The following is a 22,203-nucleotide window of genomic DNA, read 5'->3' on the forward strand; positions in this document are numbered from 1 at the left end:
TAGTTTCTTTTTTCACATGTTTTTTGAAACTTGATAGAGATAACATGCGATACGGTTTGCACCGGCGACATCCGCGGAACCTTTATTCACAACAGCTCAGCCCAGTCAAAGACTGCCCAGTTATCGGTCTCAGTTCCATTTCCGGAAGCAAACATTCCAAGCATGGTACCAACCATTCCTCCAACCTCTTCCGGATTGATTTTTCTCCCGTCCGCATGCTCGAAGAAGACTTCGAGGTGGTCTTCGTCCGGACCCGTGAGAAATGTGTAATCCTGTCCTTTCGCTTCCAGCCTCATAATCAACGGTGTTTCCTTTATCTCCGCCTGTTTCAGAATCTGTTCCGTCGTCCTGCTCTCGTATCCCGGCATAAAAGGGAGCCCTTTCTGCCAGGTCGTAACCAGTACAAGCGTGAGCATCTGCCTTCCGTCCCTGCAGCGTTTTTCCAGCCGGTACTGGTGATTGGAGGCCTGCATGATGACCATTCCTGCAGACTCTTGCCCGTGTGCGGTAAAATCCATTGAAATCGTAAAGCGAAAATCACGTTTCCGCTGTCTTCTTCCGAGAAAGCTCACATTGTCATCCCGGCTCATATCCACATGCTGCGGATCTAGTGGCTTTAAGGCACACGCCATCGGCCGCTCCAGACATTTCAGGTGCAGCGCACTGTTCTCCAGTTTCCAAAAATCCATATACGGTGTGCCCCAGAAATTCCAGCACAGATCCAACCTGTCTTCTTCAAAGTCATCCCTCTTTTTTTCCTCCGGGTACTCCGTCCACGGAAGAGAAGAATCTGCCAGATACTCAGACTCAACTCTTCCTGTCGCAGGACTGAAGACAGGCCAGCCTCTCTGCCATTCAACCGGGCAGATAAAGGTCTCTCTTCCCAGATTCATATGCTGCCCCTCGATCAACCGGACACCCAACTCAACCGCATACCATTTTCCATCCGGCGTATCCACAAGATCTGCGTGGCCGATATTTTCAATCGGATAATTCCATCCCAGATTCCGATGTGTCAGAACCGGATTGGCAGGATCTCCCTCATACCACCCGTCAACGCTCTTACATCGGGCCACCGTCACAGAATGATTGTGCTCGGTTCCTCCCTCCGCGATCATCAGATAGTAAAAATCTCCTGCGTGATACAGGTGCGGAGATTCCGGCGCCCAGGCATTCCGCAGTGCGCTGTTCCAGATTTTTGTTCTTGGACCGGCCACATGAAATCCGGCAATATCATAAGGAGTCAGATAAATTGCCCGTCCGTTATCCTGCTCCTGGTCGTCACCGGGGCTTACAAGATAACATTTTCCATCATGATCAAAAAACAGAGAACAGTCAATATCAGGCACATCGGTGATCCAGTGCGGTGCAGACCAGGGACCGGCCGGATCTTTGGCGGTTACAATAAAATTCCCCTTGTCTCCGAAATTTGCGTTGATAATATAAAAAGTTCCTTCATGATAGCGAATTGTCGGTGCCATGACTCCTCCGGCAAAGATATTCGCTCCCACATGAAAGCCGTTATCACGCGTCATTGCGTAACCGATCTGTTCCCAGTGCGCCAGATCTCTGCTGTGGAAGACCGGGATTCCCGGATAAAGTTCAAAGCTGGAATTCACCAGGTAGTAGTCATCTCCCACACGGCAGATAGACGGATCCGGATAAAAACCCGGAATAATTGGATTCTTAATTTTTCTTTCTTCCATCACGGATTCCTCCTGTGTTTTCTTTCTGTTAAAATTCTGATAAGCCACTAAATGATGATAACCATTCAGCAGCCCGATCTCGGGAGCCAGCGGTTCCCGAGATGCAGAGAGTCCGGGAGTCTTCGGCTCCAGAACACATCATAATTTTAAAATCAAATCACCGGATAATCCTGCTCTCTTTCTACTCCTTCAAAGGAAAGCCGGATCTCCTGCATCATCTCCGTTGTCGAATCCTGACCTGCGTAGATACGGAAGAGACCGTCCTCCAGCCGGTATTTTCCCTCGTTATTCCAGAACCCCATATTTTTTTTCTCCAGAACGCATGTCACTGTCTTCTCCTCTCCAGATGCAAGCTCCGCCTTCGCAAACCCCTTGAGTTCACGGATGGGACGCACCAATGATGCTGTGACGTCCTGCATATAGAACTGGACTGTCGCCCGACCGGAACATTTCCCTGTATTCTTCACCTTTACAGAAATCCCAAGAACGTTGCCATTATCTTCTACCTTCAGATCACGCAAAGCGAAGGTTGTGTAACTTAATCCGAAACCGAACGGATACAACGCCTGGAAGGGTGCGTCCAGGTAACGGGAGGTGAACTTGAAGTTCGATGCGGGGCGGCCTGTATTCGGATGATTGTAATAGATCGGACACTGCCCGGTGACTGCAGGGAAAGAGGACGATAAACGCCCTTCCGGATTCTTTTTTCCCGACAGAATATGCGCAATGGCATTTCCCATCTGAATTCCCAGATGCCATCCTTCCAATATTGCGGGAACATGCTCCGCCTCCCAGCCGAGCGCCAGCGGCCTTCCGTTCATCAGTACAAGCACTACCGGCTTTCCCGATGCCAGAAGCTTCTCCACAAGCTGTCTCTGGGCTCCCGGAAGCGTAATATCCGCACGAGAGGAGGCTTCACCAGACATAGCGACTGTCTCGCCGAGCACTGCGACGATTACGTCGCCATAGGAACATGCCTCTTCTGCTTCCGACTCGTTGATCCCGCCCTCCGGACCTCCGCATGGGAAATATCTGACGTTCGAAAACTCTCTCTTCATCCCGTCAAGAATCGTAACACAGTCCTTTTCTTTCCAGCTCATCGCCCATGCACCGATGATCTGTTCTTTATCATTCGCCAGATTTCCGACCAGACTGATCTTTGTATCTCTGGCGAGAGGAAGAATATCACCTTCATTTTTCAGCAGAACTGCTGATTCCTCAGCAGCTCTGAGCGCCAGCTCCACGTGTTTCTCGGGAAGTGTATCAAACCTTCCGATTTCCTCCTCCGGTGTATACGGATGTTCGAAGAGCCCAAGCCACATCTTGACCTCCAGAATTCTCCGGCAGGCATCGTCGATGACGGACATCGAAAGCTTTCCCTCTTCTATCAGCTTCTTCAGGTTGTTCAGATATATTTCCGTTCCCATGTCCATGTCAAGCCCGGCATCCGCCGCTTGACGTCCGGCATCTGCTTCGTCTTCCGCAATCCCGTGGACAACGCATTCCCTGATGGCATTGGCATCGCTTACGATGAACCCGGGAAATCCGTAATGTTTTTTCATGATGGAACGAAGCAGCCACGGATTAACGGTGCTTGGAACGCCATTCAGATCATTGAAAGAAGCCATGACCGTCTGCGCGCCTTCTTCAACTGCAGCCCGGAAGGGCTCCAGGTAATTGTTGAACAGAACATGATTTGCCATGCTCACGGTGTTGTAATCTTTTCCGGATTCCACCGCGCCGTAACCCACAAAATGCTTCAGACAGGCAGCTACATACTGTCCCGGGGAGGAATGATCGTTCTGCAGTCCCCTGACCTTTGCTCTGGCAAAGACAGAAGCAAGGCAGGGATCTTCGCCCGGTCCCTCGGAAACGCGCCCCCAGCGCGCATCTCTCGCGATATCCAGCATCGGCGCAAAGTGCCAGGCCACGCCGCAGGCTCTGGATTCCCGCGCCGCCATGGAAGCGGTCTCCTCCATCAGCTCCGGATCAAAACTTCCCGCCTCGGCAATGGCGATCGGATAGACGGAACGGAACCCATGAATGACGTCAAGTCCAAAAAGCAGCGGGATTCCCAGACGGGTTTCCTCCACCGCGATCCGCTGCAGTTCGTTGCATTTCTCAGGATCCTGTACCATCAGAGACCCGACCAGTCCCTTCCGGATTGCATCCTCGTGGTAATCGGTCTCTGCGGTGCTCATGATTTTCTGGAATTCTTCCTTTGACAGTCTTCCGTCTGTCATCATCTCTATTAACTGCTCGAAGGGCACGTCAAATCCTCCGACAATCGAGACTGACTCCTGATTCATCTGGCCTATTTTTTCTTCCAGCGTCATGCTGGCCAGCAGCTCTTCCACCCGGTCTCGCTGTTCTTCTGTGAGTCTGGCAGCCATGTCTATCCTCCTCCTAATTTCTCCTGTCTTTTGAGATCTGTACGATTAGTTTTATTTCTTTGATGATCTGTATTGCTGGTCCTGTTTCCTGCCATATCTGCGTGTTTCACTCAGATATTTGGCACCTTTCCAAGCTTTTCATCGAGCTCGTCAAAACGATCCGTTTCAATTCCACGCTCCGCCAGCAGATCTCTGAGCTTCATTGAACTCAAAATTCCCATCATATCTTCAAAGGTGAGTTCCGGACTGAACGGGACAATCTCCTTCCGCATTTTCTCTATCGTGTCCGTCAGCACTTTTTTTGCCTCCGGATTGCCGAAAATGCGGCCGATCGTGCAGTCAAGAGAAAGCCACGCCTCGTGATCGTCGCTGATATGGCTCTTACATCTGGGTTTCGTAAGTCCCTGCTCCGTAAATTCCCCAAACACATCCCGCAGCCATCCGATGCTGTCGCCGACCCAGTTCTTCGCCCGATCCGAAATCAGCGTTGAAATCGACTGGATGCTGTGATCCGCAGTAGAAAAACCATGCGGTCCGAAATCATAGATATGACATTCAAAAGATGTCTGGTATTGATTCAGCGCGTTCATCATATCCAGCGTGTTCTGAATCGGGACGACATTGTCTGTACGGGTCGCAAAGAGGAAGCACGGGCAGGTCTTCTCATCCACGGCCTCTACGATCGAGGGGCCATCCGGCATGATCTCGTGCGTAGTATCCCCGCGAAGAACCGCATATCCGAGAATCGCGGCATTCGGCCTGTTTTTTGCCATCGTCGCAGCCGCTCCCGCAAGATGTCCGCCTGCAGAAAAACCGATGACCGCTATCTTATCCGGAAGGACATGCCACTCCTCCGCTCTTTCACGAATAAGTCCCATCGCCTGATCATAGTCATTCAGCGGATTCGGCCATACCGCGTTCTCTTTCACAGAGTACCGCAGGATAAAAGCATCAAATCCGGCTTCCAGATATGGAAAGGCGACCGGATCCGCTTCACGGTCTGAGCAGAACTGATAGCCTCCGCCCGGCAGAATCAAAACTGCCGGCCGGTTCAGAACCGAACGGTATTCTCCGCCCACATCCTGCACCATTGCTGTCAGAGTTACATTTCTTTCTTCATTCAGTACAATCGTTTCTGTATGCATTGTTTTTCCTCCTTGCAGTATATACAGCACCAGCTCCCCAGACCACAGTTCTTCCGATTACTGTGACTTGGGGAGCTGGAAAATAATTAGACCCAAATACCGCTATATGACCGGGTGATAATCCTTACATCTCATCCTGCATTACGCGGAATTTTGCTACATATTCATCAAACTTCGGATAACGGTCGCGGCGGTTCAGTTCTACCTGATGCTCCATTACGCCTGTAAATTTCAGGCGGCTTCTGTCCTGCTGCTCCTTAGAGTAAACAGCCTTGATCTCACCGTCTACCATCTTCAGCTCACCATAAATGCCGCAGATCGGGCAGGAGATCTTATTATGTCCCATCATGGTCACCTCATTGCAATGGCATACCGGACAGGTACCCGGATCGGATTCCCATGTGATTTCACTGGTCTTCATATCCAGGGCATCCACCATCCGGCGTCCCATACGCTCTGACTGCTCCGTCAGCATCCTTGCGCGGTCTGGAACATAAGAGCCATAAGCATCCAGCTGGTCTACCACCTTCATGTTCAGACTCATACCGAACAGGTTCATGCTGGGAAGGCCATAAGATACCCAGTTCTGCGTCGTAGCACCACCGACCGAGATATAAGAAACCAGGTGTCTCTTCAGGCAGTTTTCCGGAAGCGGAACAAAGCCTTCCGTATCCTCTCGAAGGGCGTTTTCGAAAAGCATATAAGCCTTGTCGTGTGCCGGTCCGAAACGATCGATGAAATTCTTGAGCTGACCGGTCTGTGCAAGCACATACACCGGTGCCGCCAGAATGATTCCGTCAGCTGCCAGAACTGCGTCCGAGAGTGCTTCAAAATCATCCTTCTGAATACAGCTGATCTGCTCAACGCCGCTCTGGAGCTTTCTGGAGCAGGCTCCGCATCCGATACAATGCGTAATCTTCAGCTTCATGCAATCGATAATTTCAAATTCGACATCCTTGCCTTCCGCTTCCTTTTTTGCTGCCTCCATGGCCGCATCCAGAAATTTTCTGCAGTTTCCATGTGCACGTCCAAAGTTAAGCCCAAGTATTTTTTTCATCTTTTCCTCCTGTATGATATCTTTTGTTTCTTTACTTTCTGCCATACGCTTTTCCGTATTCCCGAATAGGACGACGTCCGTCTCAAAAACAAATCAACATTTTCATACAAGAGGATATCATGCGGCAGCTGGCTTATCATCTTCTCAAATCACCTGATTGAAGGGATTATTTTGACCTGTTCATTCTCTGCATGCCTGACAAAAGGTCATTATCATATAAGAGGATATGACTTACCGCGCCAGTGCATGTTACTCCCCCACATGCATATATTTTATCTTCAGTTCCTTCAGCCCTGTTACCTTCTTCTGGGTAACAGCGCCGTTTGCGATTTCATTTCTGTGCTCCAGCTTCCCCGCGTATGTCATGCGGGATCTTGCCTGTTCCGCAGTCGGCCACTCGTAGCGAATTTTTCCGTCTTTTACGAGAACTTTTCCGTTGGTACCGCAGATTGCACACTCCACAAGGTCAGAGCCCTGATGTACGCGCACCATGCTCTGATGGCAGACCGGACATACATAATCGCCGGATCCTCTCCATTTTGTCCGTTCTTCATCATTTGATGCAGCGAGCGCTTCGATCACATGCTGCGCCATCTCATCCATCCGCTCCATCTGTTCCGGAACACCCAGCACATGTTCAACATTCATGGCGCCGTAATACACATGTGTGTCAATCACATCTACGCCGGTGGACATCATTGCTTCATACATCACCGGAATCGTCATGATGGTCCAGTTCTCGGTTCTCGCGCCCCCGACCGCAAGCAGACAGCCGACGCGCGGCTTGAACACTCTCTCATCAGGAAGCAGAGGGTTTCCGCTTGCGATACGCTCTTTTTTCGCCTCTGTCAGGAAGGCAAGATCATGGCTCGGTCCCATGCGGTCGCAGAAGGTTTTGAAGGTACCGGAGGGAGATGTCTCGTAAACCGGAGATCCGATCAGCACCGCATCCGCGGAGTAGAACGCATCCTCTACAATGTGGAAATCATCTTTGTGAATGCAGGTGCCGTTGGATCTGCCGCTCATGATCCCTCCGACACACGCACAGCATCCCGTGCACGGCTCAATGTTCAGATCGTCCGGCCGGATAAACTGAATCTCATGTCCCGCCTCCTGACATTTAATCAATACTTCCTTCAGCATTACATCGGTGTTGGACATTTTTCGTCCGAAGGAAATCGCTACTACTTTGCTCATATAAATCCTCCCCGTTTTATACCGGATATTTTCAAAAAGCTGCGGTGACAAAGTCCAATCGTCGCCGCAGCTCCTTTTTCATTATACTATTAATATCGATACGATCAACTTATCTCTGTTTCAACTGTTTTTATATCTTTTGCGTTACGTTTTTCAGCGTGTCAAACGCTAATTCTCTGACAGCAGTGACTTACAGATGTTCATTATCTGCCTCAATAGCCGCATCTGTCTCAGCCTCTGCTTTGGCATTTTTCTCCGCCTTTGCTCCTCTGCGGGCTTCAAGTTCTGCATAAATCTGATCCATTTTCTTCGGAGACAGATCATAGAAGAAAATAACAATTGCCGAGACAAGAATAACTGCTGCAGGGAACAGATTGACAATCGCATTGATTCCCAACTTGACGGAAGCCGTCTGCTCTACATTCGGAACATATCCGATGGCATTCAGAAGCTGTACGGTTACTACACCACTGACAGCGGTAGCCAGTTTTACGGCAAATCCGACAAAGGAGAATGTCAGGCCGACCTCACGCACCCCATATTTCCAGTCGCCGTACTCGATGGAATCTGCCATCATGCCGGGTGCAATTGCTCCGTTGCACATGCACAGTCCGATAATTGCGGAGAATACAAACAGCAGACGAATATCTGTTCCAAAGAAAAAGATTCCAATCAGAGCGGCAATCTGAATGAACGTCGTGATCAGCATATAGCCCTTCTTTGTGAAAGTCTTTGTACCCCATGGAAGGGATGCATTGCCGATCAGCTGGCAGACCGTCATGGTTGTAAAGATCGGTGCGATCATCATCGGATTGCCTACCACGTACAGGATATAAAAGGTCAGCATGGACATCCGGGCCATTGCTCCGATCGCTCCGGAGAACGTAGACAGAATGGTAATCACAATATTCTTGTTCTTGAATACCGCCGGGAGCGCTTCCTTGAGCGGCGTATGTTTTGCTTCGGTCATAGCGACTTCGTCCGGTCTCTCCTTGCATCCGGCAAAGCAGGTCCAGAAACAGGGAAGCAGGGCGATGGATGCAATCAGGGCGGTCATGAAATAGCCATGCGCGTTCGGTGTCTCTGATTTTCCGAAGAACAGGATGAGCGGCATGGATACCGCAGAAAGTACAATACCGATGGCGCCGGATCCGACTGCGCGGCAGGAGGCATAGTTCATACGAACCTGAGAATCTTTCGCGATCAGATTTACCAGACCCTGATAAGGAATGCAGACTGCTGTGTAAGACATCCCCGCACCAATATACGTCAGGAGAGCAAGTACAACCTTCATGGTACCCGACACATTAAAGGTCGAAAAGGTCAGCAGATTGAAAATAGACAGGGCAATCGGTGCAAAGAGCAAATACGGTCTGAATTTACCCCAGCGTGATTTCGTCTTGTCGGCAATGACTCCCATCATCGGGTCGTTGACAGCGTCCCAGACACGTGCAATGATAAAGATCATCGAGATTGCGGCAGCGGACAGTCCCAAGATGTCTGTGTAAAAGACCGTCAGATAGGTACTGATCATGTACCAGGACATCTGACACCCGACTTCACCCATGCCATAAAACGCACCGGTCCGCCAGTTCGTTTTTTCCTTTGCCGCAGGCGCGGCAGATATTGAATTACTCATGTATTCCTCCTCGCCCTGTATCCTTCAGGGCCCTCATAAATTGTAATTGAAGTATAGAGCAGAACCCCCTCCCTCTGCGAGGAGAAACGGATCAAATCATTGCGCATTTTTTGCGCATTCCATGCATTTTGCTTCATAACGCAATAATTCATTTGCATTTTTCTCACTTTTGAAATACTATATTTGTAATCGAAAGTACTAAGAAAAACCATTTTATTGAATCATTCCATGAAAAAGGAAGTGGTACATCTCATGCAAAAACAGCTTCCCGGCTACAAGATTTCATTTTTACCGTCCGGAGAGATGACAACAGATGGCCCCGATCTGCACCTGTTTTATGTTATCAAAGGCACCTGCCACTATTGCCGGGGTAATGATGCCGAAGAGGTTGATGCCGCCCAGACCGCTGTTTTCCTTGTAAACCATGCAGAATCAGCTCACATTGTAATACCGGCACGCGCTATCCTGGGCTGTCTTTCCATCGATTACTATGCTCTCTGCGCTTCCGCCGGTGTGTCGCGCCTTCTCTTTCACCTTGACGCCCCCGTAAATGACAGCGACGCTGATCAGGTACTGATTAAAAGTCTGCAGAATCTGTTTCTTCATGCCATCGAGCATTCGCCCCGGAATTATTATCCGGACATTCAGTCCATCTGTCAGATTCTGTCCGATCTGATCGATCATTATCAGGTTTCTGTCTCCCTGCCAGGAAAAGACACATTTTCCTCTATTCTGGAAAATATCTACCAGAATCTCAGCGGAGATGTCAGTCTGCAGGCCATTGCCGACAGTCTCTTTATGTCGCCTTCCACGGTTTCCCGGATCTTTTATAAAGAGGCCGGCATTCACCTTAAGGACTTCATTCGCAGACACCGGCTCGAGGCTGTTGCCGATGAACTCACTGAAAATGACAAGAGCATTCTCCGCATTGCCACCGATAACGGATTTTCGAGTCCATCCACCCTGAACCGGGAATTCCGGAACTATTTCGGGGTTACTCCGTCCCAATACCGAAAAGAAAAAAGAGAGCTGCCGAACCGACAAATCCCAAGCCCGGAAAGCAATCAGGAGTCGATTCGCAGGGCGCTCCGCCAGGATATGCGCAAGAGTAAGCTTTCTCAGGAAACTTTAACCATAGACGCGGACATCCACGCCGGTTCGCCCATGAAGAAATGGCAGAACCACGTGCTGAACGTCGGATCCGTCTACGCACTTACGTCTGCGATCATGCAGGCTCAGGTTCTACAGCTCGCCGAAGAACTTTCTCCGATTTACATCCGTCTGTGGAATATCTTTGATCTGCGCCTTCTGATGCAGGCCGAAGGCCGCCCGGAACTGAACTTCGCCCGATTGGATGAAGTCCTCGATTTCTGCACGGATCATCAGCTGCGTCTTTTTCTGGATCTCAGTCCGAGACGGAATCTGGCAAGGGCAAGCGAACAATCTGTCATCTATGACCGTGAGGAAAATATCATTTTTGAAAGCGAGAGACTCTGGCTGGAAGCATTGAATGACCTTCTTCAGCATCTTCGGGATCGTTACGGGCCGAAGACAGTCAGCCGGTGGGTTTTCGAATTCTCTTTCTTCCTGAATGAAAGTCCTTATTACATAGACCCCCACTACAGCAGTTCCAGAGTCTGGGAGCTTGGATATTCCGCTATTCGCCGGATCGTTCCCGGAGCCAGGATCGCCGGACCGGGCATGATCGGAACCGAAGACACTGAGTTTCTCAACATGCTGTTGGACAGCTATTTGCTTCCTGACAGGTATCCCGATATTTTTACTGCAATGGCCTTCCCGTATAATTCCCCCCTGAGCAATGGAGATCATCGTGTCTCTGCACAACAGACGTTTCAGCGGATCTCAGACCCGGACTCCATAACACGGCAGATTGACATCATGCTTCAGGTATTGAAAAATCATTCTTTCAGCGGAAAGATTTATATCACTGACTGGGGATACAGTGTTGCGAACCGGAACTACCTGCAGGACAGCTGCTTTCGGGCGGCATATTCCATACATACCATTCTGGCCGAATACGAACAGGTTTCTGCCATGGGCATCTTCTATGCCTCCGATCTGCTGAATATCTTCTCGGACAATGCCGCTATTCTCTCCGGAAGCGGAGGCATCCTCTCCAGAAACGGAATTCACAAGCCGGTATATTACGCGTTTGAAATGATGATGCATCTCGGTCGTTCCCGTATCTATCAGGACAGTCACGTACTGATCACTTCCGACGGCAGCCGTGACCTCCGCATTCTATGTCATAACCTGCAGATGCCGGCTTCCCAGTACTATTTTTCTGAGGAAAACTCTCTGCGGCCGGCAGATGTCGATACTCTGTTCCGCGACCGGGAGGAACTTCAGGTCAGTATCTCTATCCGGGTGGATCCCGAAATCACAAACTGGCAGGTGCATCATGTCACGCTGAACAGCGAGGCTGGAAGTGTACTGTCCAAATGGAAGAACTATGGATTTGAAACCGATCTTTCCCGGGTTGACATCGATTACATCCGGCAAACCGCGATCCCGGACATGAGGTCTCACAGAGTAACCGTCCGAAACGGAAAACTTCTTCTCGAGCTGACCTTAAAAGTCAATGAGCTGCGTTCCATCCGCCTCACTGCAAGGTAAAAGCGAGATAAAACACGCTGCGCGAGTTTTATCTCGCTATCGCGACGCTCGCCGCACACGAATACTTCGCATTCGGCTGCGGCTCACCGTTCGCGTAAAATAGAACAGAGCACTTCCATGCCGGTTCACAGCATGAAAGTGCTCTTTAATCATTCACTAGGGCTATTAAGTTTTATCCTTCAATCGCTCTTCTGAGTGCTTCCTGATGAAGAGCTACCTGATGTACATCCGGCACCTCCTGAAATGCGCGGAGATGCTCACCGCCTTCGTATTCAGAAGACAGATAACCGGTGTATCCGGCCTTCTTGTACGCCTCAACAACTTCCGGAATGGCAACTGCCGTCTCGGTGAAGTCCTCGTGCATATTATAGAATTTTGCATGTGTATGTACGATCCGGTCGATATTGTCGATCAGATCCTGCGGATCACTCCAGGAATAGGTATAGCTGCTCATCAGATATTCAATATCCGCGGGGCCGGCTCCCATATCCTTGAGCTTGTCCAGCAGAACTGCCTGTCCGTTCGCATTGCGGTAGTTCATGTTTGCCTGTCCCAGATCGTGAGAATACTCAATCTTTACGAAACCCTTTGCGACCCTCTCCTCGAAAGCATCATCAACAACCCTGATGCACTCCTCCTTCGCTCCAGCCTGTCTGCATTTCTCGCGGAGAACATCCGGAACTCTCTTACAGAAGATACCAAGATCCGGAATCCAGCCGAAATATTTGTATTTTGAGCCCGGCTTGTCCAGCTTATCCATGTATCCCTGTGCCCAGCTGGAATTCAGAGAGAACGGTGCGTGCACCTCAAGACCGATCTTTACCCCTACCTGCTCTGCGTATTCCAGCGAGCCTTCAATTACCTCGATCGGAGTGGATACCAGTGTACGGATACAGGAGAATCCAAGAATGGAAGCCATCCTCAGATCACGGCACATCATTTCGATCTGCTCTCCAAGGCTCAGTGTACGATTGTCAAAAATACGGTTCTCCAGAAATGCGTCATAGCAGGTCGGTGTCAGGTTGTACTTTGCAAGCCAGCCCTTCCACTGCTCCTGAAACTCCTCCGTCAGAATCGGGTTCGGGAACTGTTTAATCATTTCCTCAGCCAGAAGTTCCACACCTGTTGCTCCGGTTTTTGATGTCTCAGCCAGGCATCCTTCCAGATCTAATTTTCCCTCGTAATATGAATCCTGATAACTATAAAGAGATACACTTCTCTTGATATCTGCACTCATTGTTTTCTCCTCCTTATGCAATCTCAAAGTCTGTTTCACACACTGCCTTAATCGGGAAAGGCATGTAAGAAGGTGCAATATGCTGAAGCACATTCAGATGATGTGTACCCTTGGAGAGTCCGCCTTCCTTACGAACAGTCACCGTCGCATACTCGCCAAACTCCCAGCGATAAAGCGGACTGATGACAGTGCGGCACTCTTCCAGCGTAAAGGTTTCTCCATTTACTGTGAGAAGCACATCCTCGCGCGGAACATCTTCACCGTCAATATTGACCTTGATATCACGAATAATAGACAAGGTAATTCCGCGATAGTACTGAAGCTTGAATCTGAACTGAAAACCGGTTGTCTTTCCTTCTTCCTCAATATTGCGGAAGCCTTCCGAATCATAAATTGGTCTGCCTGCCATAATATCCTCCTGAATTTTTTCTCACTTTGCACAATCCGGCTTATGCAGCCTGTCCCGGCGTTCTCCGCGCCGGATCAGAAGCCCTGTGCCGTTCTGTATCTTTCTGATGTGTTCATTCTAGCAATGACACGCATGATAAAGCACTGTGTGATTACGGTTATTTTCCTTTATTATTATCTTTTTTCAAATATTGCTATATTTTCCAAGAATCTTGTTTCATTTTATGTATTTATAATGAATCTGTGGTATGATTCTGTACAGAAAGGAGATATATGATGCACCCTAGTGAACTGAACCAAACCATGATCCGCGTCTGCGGCACCCGTTTTCTGGACACCGCAATTTCCTGGAAACCCGACGGCTATGTATTTCTGCTTGTACTGGATGGAGTCCTTGCTCTGCAGTCAGCAGATCCGGATCTCTGCGGAACCGACAATCTTTACATTATTCCTGACCGACAAAGAGTCATACTGAAACCGCAGAACAGTGCCTCTGTTTTTTTTCTTGTTCTCCGCCCGGAAATGATGCTTGTCTGTACCGGGACAGAAAGTATCTTCCATATGAAATCACGGAACCTGCCGCATAACCGGCGGGATGAACTTTGTCTGACTCTCCGGCAGCTGCGGACAGATATTTCTGCTGATGCCGCTCCGGAAGATCATTCCCGGAGATTTTTCCTCTCTTCAGATCTATTCCGGCTTCTCGGGTTACTCTCCGGTCCAACGGATCAGACCGATCCCGGGAGGCGCGAAACATCTGATCTGACGCCTGCAGTGTTCTCCTCCACCGGGCTGTTCGATGAAATCTCTTCTTACATGAAAAAATACTATAATGCCGGGCCTGGCCAGGCAGACACTGCCGCCCGCTTTCATATTTCTCCGCAATATCTGGCCCGTATGATCCGTCAGCACACCGGTCTGACCTTCCGCGGTTATCTGAAACAGATTCAGGAAGAGGCCTTCCGCCTTTACCGGAAACATACCAATCTGACGGACGGCCAGATCCTGCAGCTGACCGGTTCTGACAGCTTCCGGTCCTCCGCAGACTATTTACAGTCCGAATCCGAATCCCTGCCGCTTCCTGGGAGAGCAGTCTCGGAGCCTTTCATTTCTCCGGCTGTTTCCCCTTCCTGTGATCCGGGAGACACCCATGCATCAGCCTTGATCCGCGTTCCGGCACGATCCATCCGTCCCATGACCGAGAGTTGGAAGTGCCTGATCAATCTCGGCTATGCCTCCGACCTTCGGAATTTACGGATCGAAGACACCTTATCCGCTATGCAGAACACCATCGGTTTTCGTTATGGACGAATCTGCAGGATTCTTGATGTTGCGCAGCGCTTTCAGATTGCGGACCGCTCGATTCTCGACTTTTCGCAGGTCTTTTCCATTCTGGATATCCTGATGAAAAACCATATGACGCCCTTTCTGGAATTAGGCAACAAAGCGTTTGCCATCCAGAAAAACAGCTCTGCTTCCTTTTACCCGGAGGGAAACATTGATTCAAGAACGTATTATAAAGGACTTCTTGAAGTCCTTCCGGATTTTATCGGTACCTGTATCAACCGCTACGGACAGGAATATTTCGATACCTGGCGATTTGAAGTCAGCTACAGCTATACTGCAAATGAAAAAAATCCGTTCAGCTTCATACAATATCTTCGCGTGTTCCGCAGAATCCAGAAAATCATCCGCCGTTATTCCGCAAAGGCAAGGATCGGAGGGCCCGGCTTTAATCGCTGGGATAAGCCAGGACAGATTCAGCGGACATTGGATCAGATGAAGGCCGAGCAGTCCATCCCCGACTTCATGACCCTCTATCTCTATCCTATGAAAAAAGAATCCGACGGTATCCTTTCGATTCTGGATGACCCTGACGTTCTGATCCGGCGGCTGCAAAGCTTTGTGGAAGCCTCCCGCTTCGCCTTCCCGGAGAAGCAGATCTGGGTCACGGAATTCAATTCCAATTTGTCTTCCAGGAATTATCTGAACGATTCCCTGTATCAGGCTGTTTATCTGTCCAGAACCCTGACTGCCGTTGCAGCACTTCCGGTTTCCGCCATGGGTTATTATCTTCTCTCGGACGCCCCGCTCCGCTACTCCGATTCCCTGGAATTTCTGTTCGGAGGATGGGGGCTCTATACGGACACCGGTCTGCCCAAAGCGTCCAGCAATACCTACCAGCTCCTCCGTATGACAGGAAGATATCTCGTTCAGAACGGCCCAGGTTATCTGATCACTGCAAATTCCGAGAGCAGTTTTCAGATCCTTCTGACACACTATCGCCACATGAAACCAGCCTACCTCCGTCAAAATGTCCCGGCGCACGCACTCCTGGATCCTGAGCAGATCTTTCTGCCGGCGACGCCCCAGAAGTATACCTTTTTGCTCCCACCGGTTCCTTCCGGGACTTACCTGCTGCGAAAATACACTATTGATTCCAGCCATGCCAATCTCTTTCACGAGTGGCAGAAGTCCGGCTTTCTGCCTCAGCTCCAGCCGGGTCTCCTGGAGGATTTTCGCAGCCTTTCGCAACCGGTTCCTGAAATAAGCCGGATCACGATCCTGCCGGGACAGCCCTTCGAGCTGCACATCTGTCTTGACCACATACAGGTCTGTCTCTATTCGGTGGAACTCTATTCCTCCCGCACGGATCTGCCCATTTCCGATTCTGAAAAACAAGGAGAACCTCAACATGAGTTCTAAAATCATTGCCGCACCCGGAGATCTTCCGGTACAAAAAACAAACTATCTGACCGTGCAGGGCGAAACAACACTGCATCTGAACGCACATACCTTCTTCTGTGTCATGAACGGAACCGTTCATGCCGGGCGACAGTCCTTTTCCTGCGAATATCCGGCAGGATCTCTCTTCCTGGTCGCTTCGCAGGAAAGTATCCGTTTTTCCGCAGAAGAACCCGCAGTTCTTCTTATGCTATCCGTTGACTCTGATTTCATTTATGAACATATGAATGGCCGCCGGGTTTTTCTGTGTGATTCCGTCGCCCGTCCCGAATGTGATTATCTTCCCATGAAACAATTAATTCTCCAAATCGCAGAATCCTGTCTTGATACAATGCACAACGATCCGCTTCAGATCATGGGCAATCTCTATCTGCTACTTTCAGAGCTCCGCAAAATGCAGCCCTCCGGCGCATATGATGCAGAAACGCCAGATAAATACCGGGACAGAGTCCGCACCATTGAAACCTACATTGATCACCACCTGGCAGAGCCTCTGACACTCACAAAAATTGCGCATGATTTTTACCTTACGCCCCAGTATTTCTCCTCTTTTATGAAGTCTGCCTTTCACCAGAACTTCAAATCCTATCTGACGGATCGGAGAATCTACTACGCATGTCGGGATCTCGTTAACACAGACCTGACAATAATGGAAATCGCACTGCGGAACGGATTTGGCAGCCTCTCTGTTTTCCGCCGGAATTTTTCCCTGCGCTACCACATGTCCCCGCTTCAATATCGAAAAAAAATGCGCAGCAGGCCGACACATGCCGCTGCCGTGCAGGACACGGTTTCTCTTCCCCGGTTATTCTCCGGTTCTGGCGCAGACGACCGGCAGAGGCTCCTGCAGGGATTGATGCGCCAATCTGTCCTTGCGCAGGCAGATGATGATCAGGGTTCCTTCCGGCATATCAGCTCCGTCATTAATATCGGATCCGCGGCCAATCTTCTGTCATCCCGTTTTCGCGGCCAGGTAACACAGCTCAACAGCGAAATGCACTTTACCCATCTGCGGATCCTGGAGCTCGTGAGCAGTAGTTTTATTCCGATGCTTCTTCCGGACTACAGCTATTATTTTCAAAATGTGGATACGATAATAAATTTTCTGTTTGAAAATCACCTGTCTCCCTGGATCGAACTCTCGAGACTTCCTCTCGAACGCCGCCCCCTCACCGGGGAAGACAGCAGTTTCTATACCGTTCACAGAAACCGCCGCTTCATGAACCTCCTGGAGCATTTCCTTCAACATATTGCAGGGCACTGGCCGGAGGGATGGACCGGAAGCTGGCGCTTTGAACTGTGGATGTCACCTGCGGAATCTGTTTCCGAATATATACACGATTTTAAGGAAGTATCACGCCTGCTTCGGACCTGGCTTCCGGGAGCGCGTCTGGGCGGGCCGGGGTATAACGTCTGCACAGCCTCTGTTTCGCCGGAAGAGCTCCTGGAATCTTTCGTCCGGGAAAAACTAAAGCCTGACTTTTTTTCTATTCATCTGAGCTGCCATGTACCCGCACATACAACGGAAGGTTCTGAACGACAGATACTCCCTGATCTCACCATCGCCTCGGACCCGTCCTTCCCAGAACAGGAGGCTGCTTCCCTCCGGCACAGATTAAAAAAGTATTTCCCCGATACCCCTCTGGCTGTCAGTGAATGGTCTTCTGCCTGGATCGCAGGTCTGCCGGTCGCGGACTCTCGCTTTCAGGCTTCCTTCATAGCCAGAACTCTGCTCAAGCTTCCCAGTCAGACAGATCTGGCTGCTTACTGGCTCCTGAGCGACACCGCCCATGCATCCGCCGCCCTTAATCCCCCGGAGCTCTATTACTTCGGACAGGGTCTGATCAACCGCGAGGGGCTCCCGACATCCGCTTATTTTGCCTACCGTCTGGTCCAGCGCCTGAACGGAACCATCCTCGGCCGCGGAGATAATTACTGTATCACCCGGTGCAATCCAACACATTACCAGATACTTGCCTTCCATTACACTCACTTTACCCCCTCCGGCGAATTTCCGGAAAACAACGCATTCGCTTTTGACCGTGTCTATACCTTTTTCGCAAAAGAAGAGGTTCTCCAGATATCGGTCACCATCCAAGGGCTGGATCCCGGAATATATCTGGTCAACCGCATTCTGATCAATGAACAGCACGGCAGCGACCTGGATATCATGATCGGCGAATTTGAACACAGCAACCTGGACCGCATTGATTTTCTGAAGAAGACAAAATCGCCGTCCCCGGAGGAGCTGCAGTATCGGATGCAGACCAGCAGCCCGGAGGTACGCCGCGTATTTCTAAAATCTGATGGCAGGATACAGTTGGAAACGAATCTTGCGTCGCACGACGTCTGCTTCTGGGATATCCGAAAGCAGGTATAGTCGGAAGAAGTCAGAATTCTACGTCCTCCAGTCTCTGGAAGGACCGACAGCTCCGACACCCGTGAGATCCGATATCTGCCTCATAGATTTCGCAATTTCCGATATTTATTCCCCAGACATTCTCCCGTCCGGTCAGCTCCCGGATGATGCCGCGCATGGCTACGCCATGCGTCACGATCAGCACATTCTGCTCGCATGGGGAGGATGTCAGGTCCCGCACAAAGTCTGAAATCCGCGCCTCCAGACTGCTGATCTTCTCGACGCCCTCCGGGGGACGGTTTTCCATCAGCTGCCGGATAACAGGAAATGATTGCTTCAGATCAGCTCCATCGTAAGGCCCCAGATCAATCTCCAACAGCCGTTCATCTGTCCGCAGCTCCTCTCTCCTTCTCCCGGACACCAGAACCGCGGTATCCATGGCCCGCTGAAGCGGGCTGCTGTATACCGCGTCAAATATAAGATTTTTCTTCAAAAGCTTCTCTCCAGCCACTTTTGCCTGCCGTATCCCATTTTCATTGAGGGGGATGTCCGCCCTTCCCTGAAGACGGTTTCCCCGGTTGCCATCCGTCTCCCCATGTCTCATGATATAAAGCTTCACTCTAATACCTCCGCAAGATTTGATTGGTTTCTTTCCTCTTTTGAAACGAATTTGCCTTTAATCCATGTTAAGCTATGCTCATAAGATCGATAAGTCATTCGAAAGCGAAGACAGAATTATCGTACACAAGTCCCGAAAGAGACCGGATGCGATTTCAAATATCTCAATCATCTTATGTTCCTATCAACAAAAGCAAGACTATTATTCAAGAAAGGAAAATACAGTTATGAAAGACAACTATACAGCTAATTTTAAAAAGTTTGAAAATGATTATGAGAATAGATACGTTCTTCATTATGAAGGATTTGAACGCATGATGCAGGAAAATAAAGCTATGGAAGAGGAAGACAGAAAGAGCCGTTCTCTCTTCCGCCGCTTGTTCTCCTCCCGTCGTCATGTTAAAGTGGTATCCGGACAGGCGGTCGGCGCGTAAATCCAAACCATGTACGGTGATCCGCCTGTAAAGGAGGACAGCCCATGCCACACATTTATTATACCTGTTATACACCCGTTTCCGCCTCTATTGCCGACATCAGTCAGCAGGAGCATCTGCTCGGACGGCAGTTGCTCCTCCGGGGGCTGAACGATCTTCTTTCCTCTCTTTCATCCGATTCGCAGGTCTATCCATCTGCCCCTGCAGCGTTTCCAACAATTGCTCTGGCTTCCACCGGCAAACCATATCTGCCTGATTTTCCGAATGTGCATTTTAATATAACACATTGTGACGGACTCGTCGCATGCGCCTTTGACGATCATGAAATCGGCCTGGACGCGGAACCTCCCGGGTATTTTCCAGAAATACTGATTGACCGCGCTCTTACGGACAGAGAAAAGCATTGCCTGAGAACGGCCAATTCAGAAGAATGTCTTCGACAGGAATACTTTTACCGTTTCTGGACCCTGAAGGAGGCTTATGTCAAAAAGTCCGGCATTGGTGTCGATACCGACCTTACAGCCTTCTCCTTCTCTCCGGAAGCTATCGCAAAAGTTTCCACACTCTCCCGAAAGACACCAGAAACTATCTTCCGTATTCCCTGCTCAGATCCGTCTGTGCTCTGCTATCAGACCTGCCTTCCACAGGGGCAGATCCTATCCTGCTGTGCCGACAGGACTTCCGAAGGATTCATTCTGCAATCTGTACAGACATGAGACAGCTCATTCCGCGGTGCTGTACGGTAAAAGCTTCCATGATTTTCCCTCCCGGAACAGGCAGCCGTCCGCCGTGCGTACAATGCGTACAAAGGATACAGCCGCCGTGCATTCATCATGCATGGCGGCTGTATCCTTTTCACACCGACTATTATTTCTCACTCATCCAGTTCAAAGAATAATGTCGTATATCTGCCCATATCATAGAAGACCGGTCGCACACGCACCGGGAGCTTGTTTTCAATCTCGCGCGCTTTCTTTTTATTGATACCGAGAACTACCGCATTGATGGACGGTCCCTCATCTAGCTGCACTTCTCCGCACACATATTTCAGTCCACGGTCTTCCAACTCCAGTCTTGCGTTCAGAACACCGGTAAATACAAAGCTTTTCAGAACGCCTTTACCGGTCAGTGTAGTCCACTCCGTCTCATGATATCCACATGTGTTGCAGGCAAGATGCGGTGGGAACTCGATGGCTCCGCACTCCTTGCATTTTCTGGCATAGATCACACCATCCTTCAAACCATTCCAGAATTTTTCTACGATATGCTCCGGATTCCAGAATTCCTCTGTCTTCATTCTTTCGTTGCTCATCTTAACTCTCCTTGTCCTTTCTCACTTAAAAATCAGATTCCAGGATGATTGCGCGCACATTCTGTGCTCCGCCGAATCCACGTAAGAAGGTACGTTTCGGAAGTTTCTTTACCTGCCGTTCTCCAGCCTCTCCGCGCATCTGCGTCACTGCCTCAAAGATATCCGCCATGCCGGAAGCCCCAAAAGCATGTCCGTAAGAGGTTCTGCCACCGTTCGTATTCATCGGCTTGTCTCCATCATAGGCAATTCTTCCGTCCAGAACATATTTCCAGCCCTCGCCCTTCGGAAGATATCCGATCTCCTCTGCCGCGAGGAAGGCAGAAGATCCGATAAAGTCGTTGACGTAGAGCAGATCGATATCATCCGCCGTCAGCCCGGTCAGCTCGAATACCTGTCTGGCAGCCTCCGCGGTCGCTTTTTTCTCCAGATGTGGAACAATCGCGTCCAGTACGGAAGCACCGACTCCCAGAACTTTTACCGGTTTGTCCGTGAACTCCTTTGCCATTTCTGTCGGAACAACAATGCATGCCGCTGCTCCGTCTGCCACACAGGAATCACTGGAGGTCCGCAGATACTGTGTCATCTTCGGATTGTTTGAGGATCTCATGTACTCCCAGACATCATCGTAGCCAGCTTCCTTCGCCATCTCATCGAACGTCTTGCGTCGTATCGCGCGCGGGCAGAGCGCCGCCGCACGACGGAAATCATAGGCCTGATGCGCCAGAACATCGTCGATCGTTTCTTTGCTCAGATGATTTTCCTTTGCATAATAGTTGATCCAGTCATCATGATTCATTCCCGGGCCGCCGCCAAGGTATCTTCCGTAGGCACGATCAAAAATAGAGTCCAGATCCGGAAAAAGCACCTCAGATGTCAGAGGCACACGCATGAATGCGGGCGTATTCCCGTCCGGCATACCGGTACCCTGCTCACTGCAGCCGGACAGAACGATATCGTAAGCGCCGGATGCGACCGCAAAGACCGCTTCCTCCAGAGCAATATAGCCTGTACAGCATCCTTCTGAATGGGAGATAGAACCCTTTCCTCTCATACCGAACCAGTCCGCAACCTGCAGATTCGGGGTGATGCAGTGATTCAAAACATGCGGATTGGCAGAGCCGTGGAAAAAGTACTGCACATCCCTCGGTTCTACTCCGGCGTCCGCCATGGCATCCAGCGCTGCGTGGCCAAACAGTTCTCCATTGGTCAGCCCCTTGTAAGTCGGATTCTCCACGCCGTTGAAGAAAGGAGTTGCTCCGATACCGACGATAGAGACGCTTCTCATATTTTTGTTCAGCTTTACGTTAGTCAGCATA

At 50.1% G+C, this 22,203-nt stretch carries 16 protein-coding genes; 5 read left to right on the forward strand and 11 right to left on the reverse strand.

What is annotated here, in order from left to right:
* Positions 1-86: 86 nt before the first annotated feature.
* From ACTNDI_RS02820 to ACTNDI_RS02845, 6 genes are all read right to left on the reverse strand, one after another.
* Entirely contained in the window at positions 87-1,706 is a 1,620-nt protein-coding gene (locus ACTNDI_RS02820) for a glycoside hydrolase family 43 protein (RefSeq protein ID WP_441099239.1), read from the reverse strand.
* 152 nt (positions 1,707-1,858) lie between these two features.
* A complete protein-coding gene (locus tag ACTNDI_RS02825; protein WP_441099240.1) occupies positions 1,859-4,099 on the reverse strand; it encodes a glycoside hydrolase family 3 N-terminal domain-containing protein in 2,241 nt (746 codons plus the stop codon).
* Between the two features lie 110 nt (positions 4,100-4,209).
* The gene (locus tag ACTNDI_RS02830; protein ID WP_441099241.1) at positions 4,210-5,244 is read right to left on the reverse strand and encodes an alpha/beta hydrolase; all 1,035 of its coding nucleotides are present in this window, start codon (positions 5,242-5,244) and stop codon (positions 4,210-4,212) included.
* Between the two features lie 124 nt (positions 5,245-5,368).
* Positions 5,369-6,301: a flavodoxin family protein gene (locus ACTNDI_RS02835; protein WP_441099242.1), complete on the reverse strand. Its 933-nt coding sequence runs from the start codon at positions 6,299-6,301 to the stop codon at positions 5,369-5,371.
* Between the two features lie 249 nt (positions 6,302-6,550).
* The gene (locus tag ACTNDI_RS02840; protein WP_441099243.1) at positions 6,551-7,498 is read right to left on the reverse strand and encodes a flavodoxin family protein; all 948 of its coding nucleotides are present in this window, start codon (positions 7,496-7,498) and stop codon (positions 6,551-6,553) included.
* 190 nt (positions 7,499-7,688) lie between these two features.
* Complete coding sequence (locus ACTNDI_RS02845; RefSeq protein WP_441099244.1) at positions 7,689-9,137, reverse strand: MFS transporter; 1,449 nt, start codon at positions 9,135-9,137, stop codon at positions 7,689-7,691.
* Between the two features lie 252 nt (positions 9,138-9,389).
* Between ACTNDI_RS02845 and ACTNDI_RS02850 the strand changes: the two genes are divergently transcribed.
* Positions 9,390-11,774, forward strand: a complete 2,385-nt coding sequence (locus ACTNDI_RS02850) for a helix-turn-helix domain-containing protein (RefSeq protein WP_441099245.1) — start codon at positions 9,390-9,392, stop codon at positions 11,772-11,774.
* Positions 11,775-11,946: 172 nt separating this feature from the next.
* On the opposite strand, the gene ACTNDI_RS02855 is transcribed toward ACTNDI_RS02850, so the two are convergent.
* Positions 11,947-13,011 (reverse strand): sugar phosphate isomerase/epimerase family protein, encoded by a 1,065-nt coding sequence (locus ACTNDI_RS02855; protein ID WP_441099246.1) that lies wholly within the window; start codon positions 13,009-13,011, stop codon positions 11,947-11,949.
* Positions 13,012-13,024: 13 nt separating this feature from the next.
* The gene (locus tag ACTNDI_RS02860) at positions 13,025-13,420 is read right to left on the reverse strand and encodes a C-glycoside deglycosidase beta subunit domain-containing protein (protein WP_441099247.1); all 396 of its coding nucleotides are present in this window, start codon (positions 13,418-13,420) and stop codon (positions 13,025-13,027) included.
* A gap of 272 nt (positions 13,421-13,692) precedes the next feature.
* Here ACTNDI_RS02860 and ACTNDI_RS02865 point away from each other — a divergent pair, with 272 nt between their 5' ends.
* Positions 13,693-16,125: a GH39 family glycosyl hydrolase gene (locus tag ACTNDI_RS02865; RefSeq protein ID WP_441099248.1), complete on the forward strand. Its 2,433-nt coding sequence runs from the start codon at positions 13,693-13,695 to the stop codon at positions 16,123-16,125.
* Positions 16,115-18,544, forward strand: coding sequence for a GH39 family glycosyl hydrolase (locus ACTNDI_RS02870; protein ID WP_441099249.1), 2,430 nt, complete (start codon positions 16,115-16,117; stop codon positions 18,542-18,544). Before ACTNDI_RS02865 ends, ACTNDI_RS02870 begins: the two co-directional genes overlap by 11 nt.
* Positions 18,545-18,554: 10 nt before the next feature.
* Here ACTNDI_RS02870 and ACTNDI_RS02875 read toward each other — a convergent pair whose 3' ends face one another.
* Complete coding sequence (locus ACTNDI_RS02875; protein WP_441099250.1) at positions 18,555-19,142, reverse strand: histidine phosphatase family protein; 588 nt, start codon at positions 19,140-19,142, stop codon at positions 18,555-18,557.
* 226 nt (positions 19,143-19,368) lie between these two features.
* Between ACTNDI_RS02875 and ACTNDI_RS02880 the strand changes: the two genes are divergently transcribed.
* The gene (locus ACTNDI_RS02880) at positions 19,369-19,575 is read left to right on the forward strand and encodes a hypothetical protein (RefSeq protein ID WP_441099251.1); all 207 of its coding nucleotides are present in this window, start codon (positions 19,369-19,371) and stop codon (positions 19,573-19,575) included.
* A gap of 44 nt (positions 19,576-19,619) precedes the next feature.
* Positions 19,620-20,291: a 4'-phosphopantetheinyl transferase family protein gene (locus ACTNDI_RS02885; RefSeq protein WP_441099252.1), complete on the forward strand. Its 672-nt coding sequence runs from the start codon at positions 19,620-19,622 to the stop codon at positions 20,289-20,291.
* Between the two features lie 158 nt (positions 20,292-20,449).
* On the opposite strand, the gene ACTNDI_RS02890 is transcribed toward ACTNDI_RS02885, so the two are convergent.
* Both ACTNDI_RS02890 and ACTNDI_RS02895 read right to left on the reverse strand, forming a co-directional pair.
* Positions 20,450-20,887 carry a Zn-ribbon domain-containing OB-fold protein gene (locus tag ACTNDI_RS02890; protein WP_441099253.1) on the reverse strand — a complete coding sequence of 146 codons (438 nt, stop codon included), beginning with the start codon at positions 20,885-20,887 and terminating at the stop codon, positions 20,450-20,452.
* A gap of 25 nt (positions 20,888-20,912) precedes the next feature.
* The gene (locus ACTNDI_RS02895; RefSeq protein ID WP_441099254.1) at positions 20,913-22,202 is read right to left on the reverse strand and encodes a thiolase family protein; all 1,290 of its coding nucleotides are present in this window, start codon (positions 22,200-22,202) and stop codon (positions 20,913-20,915) included.
* Position 22,203 lies beyond the last annotated feature (1 nt).

It is taken from the genome of Bilifractor sp. HCP3S3_D3 (genome assembly GCF_052063915.1).
Classification (GTDB): domain Bacteria; phylum Bacillota; class Clostridia; order Lachnospirales; family Lachnospiraceae; genus Bilifractor.

Bases quoted from the DNA above. Each gene is read 5' to 3' on its own strand.
- ACTNDI_RS02830 (WP_441099241.1), bottom strand. From the start codon at position 5,244: ATGCATACAGAAACGATTGTACTGAATGAAGAAAGAAATGTAACTCTG.
- ACTNDI_RS02840 (WP_441099243.1), bottom strand. From the start codon at position 7,498: ATGAGCAAAGTAGTAGCGATTTCCTTCGGACGAAAAATGTCCAACACC.
- ACTNDI_RS02865 (WP_441099248.1), top strand. From the start codon at position 13,693: ATGATGCACCCTAGTGAACTGAACCAAACCATGATCCGCGTCTGCGGC.
- ACTNDI_RS02835 (WP_441099242.1), bottom strand. From the start codon at position 6,301: ATGAAAAAAATACTTGGGCTTAACTTTGGACGTGCACATGGAAACTGC.
- ACTNDI_RS02890 (WP_441099253.1), bottom strand. From the start codon at position 20,887: ATGAGCAACGAAAGAATGAAGACAGAGGAATTCTGGAATCCGGAGCAT.
- ACTNDI_RS02855 (WP_441099246.1), bottom strand. From the start codon at position 13,011: ATGAGTGCAGATATCAAGAGAAGTGTATCTCTTTATAGTTATCAGGAT.
- ACTNDI_RS02870 (WP_441099249.1), top strand. From the start codon at position 16,115: ATGAGTTCTAAAATCATTGCCGCACCCGGAGATCTTCCGGTACAAAAA.
- ACTNDI_RS02825 (WP_441099240.1), bottom strand. From the start codon at position 4,099: ATGGCTGCCAGACTCACAGAAGAACAGCGAGACCGGGTGGAAGAGCTG.
- ACTNDI_RS02895 (WP_441099254.1), bottom strand. From the start codon at position 22,202: ATGCTGACTAACGTAAAGCTGAACAAAAATATGAGAAGCGTCTCTATC.
- ACTNDI_RS02850 (WP_441099245.1), top strand. From the start codon at position 9,390: ATGCAAAAACAGCTTCCCGGCTACAAGATTTCATTTTTACCGTCCGGA.
- ACTNDI_RS02845 (WP_441099244.1), bottom strand. From the start codon at position 9,137: ATGAGTAATTCAATATCTGCCGCGCCTGCGGCAAAGGAAAAAACGAAC.
- ACTNDI_RS02820 (WP_441099239.1), bottom strand. From the start codon at position 1,706: ATGGAAGAAAGAAAAATTAAGAATCCAATTATTCCGGGTTTTTATCCG.
- ACTNDI_RS02860 (WP_441099247.1), bottom strand. From the start codon at position 13,420: ATGGCAGGCAGACCAATTTATGATTCGGAAGGCTTCCGCAATATTGAG.
- ACTNDI_RS02885 (WP_441099252.1), top strand. From the start codon at position 19,620: ATGCCACACATTTATTATACCTGTTATACACCCGTTTCCGCCTCTATT.
- ACTNDI_RS02880 (WP_441099251.1), top strand. From the start codon at position 19,369: ATGAAAGACAACTATACAGCTAATTTTAAAAAGTTTGAAAATGATTAT.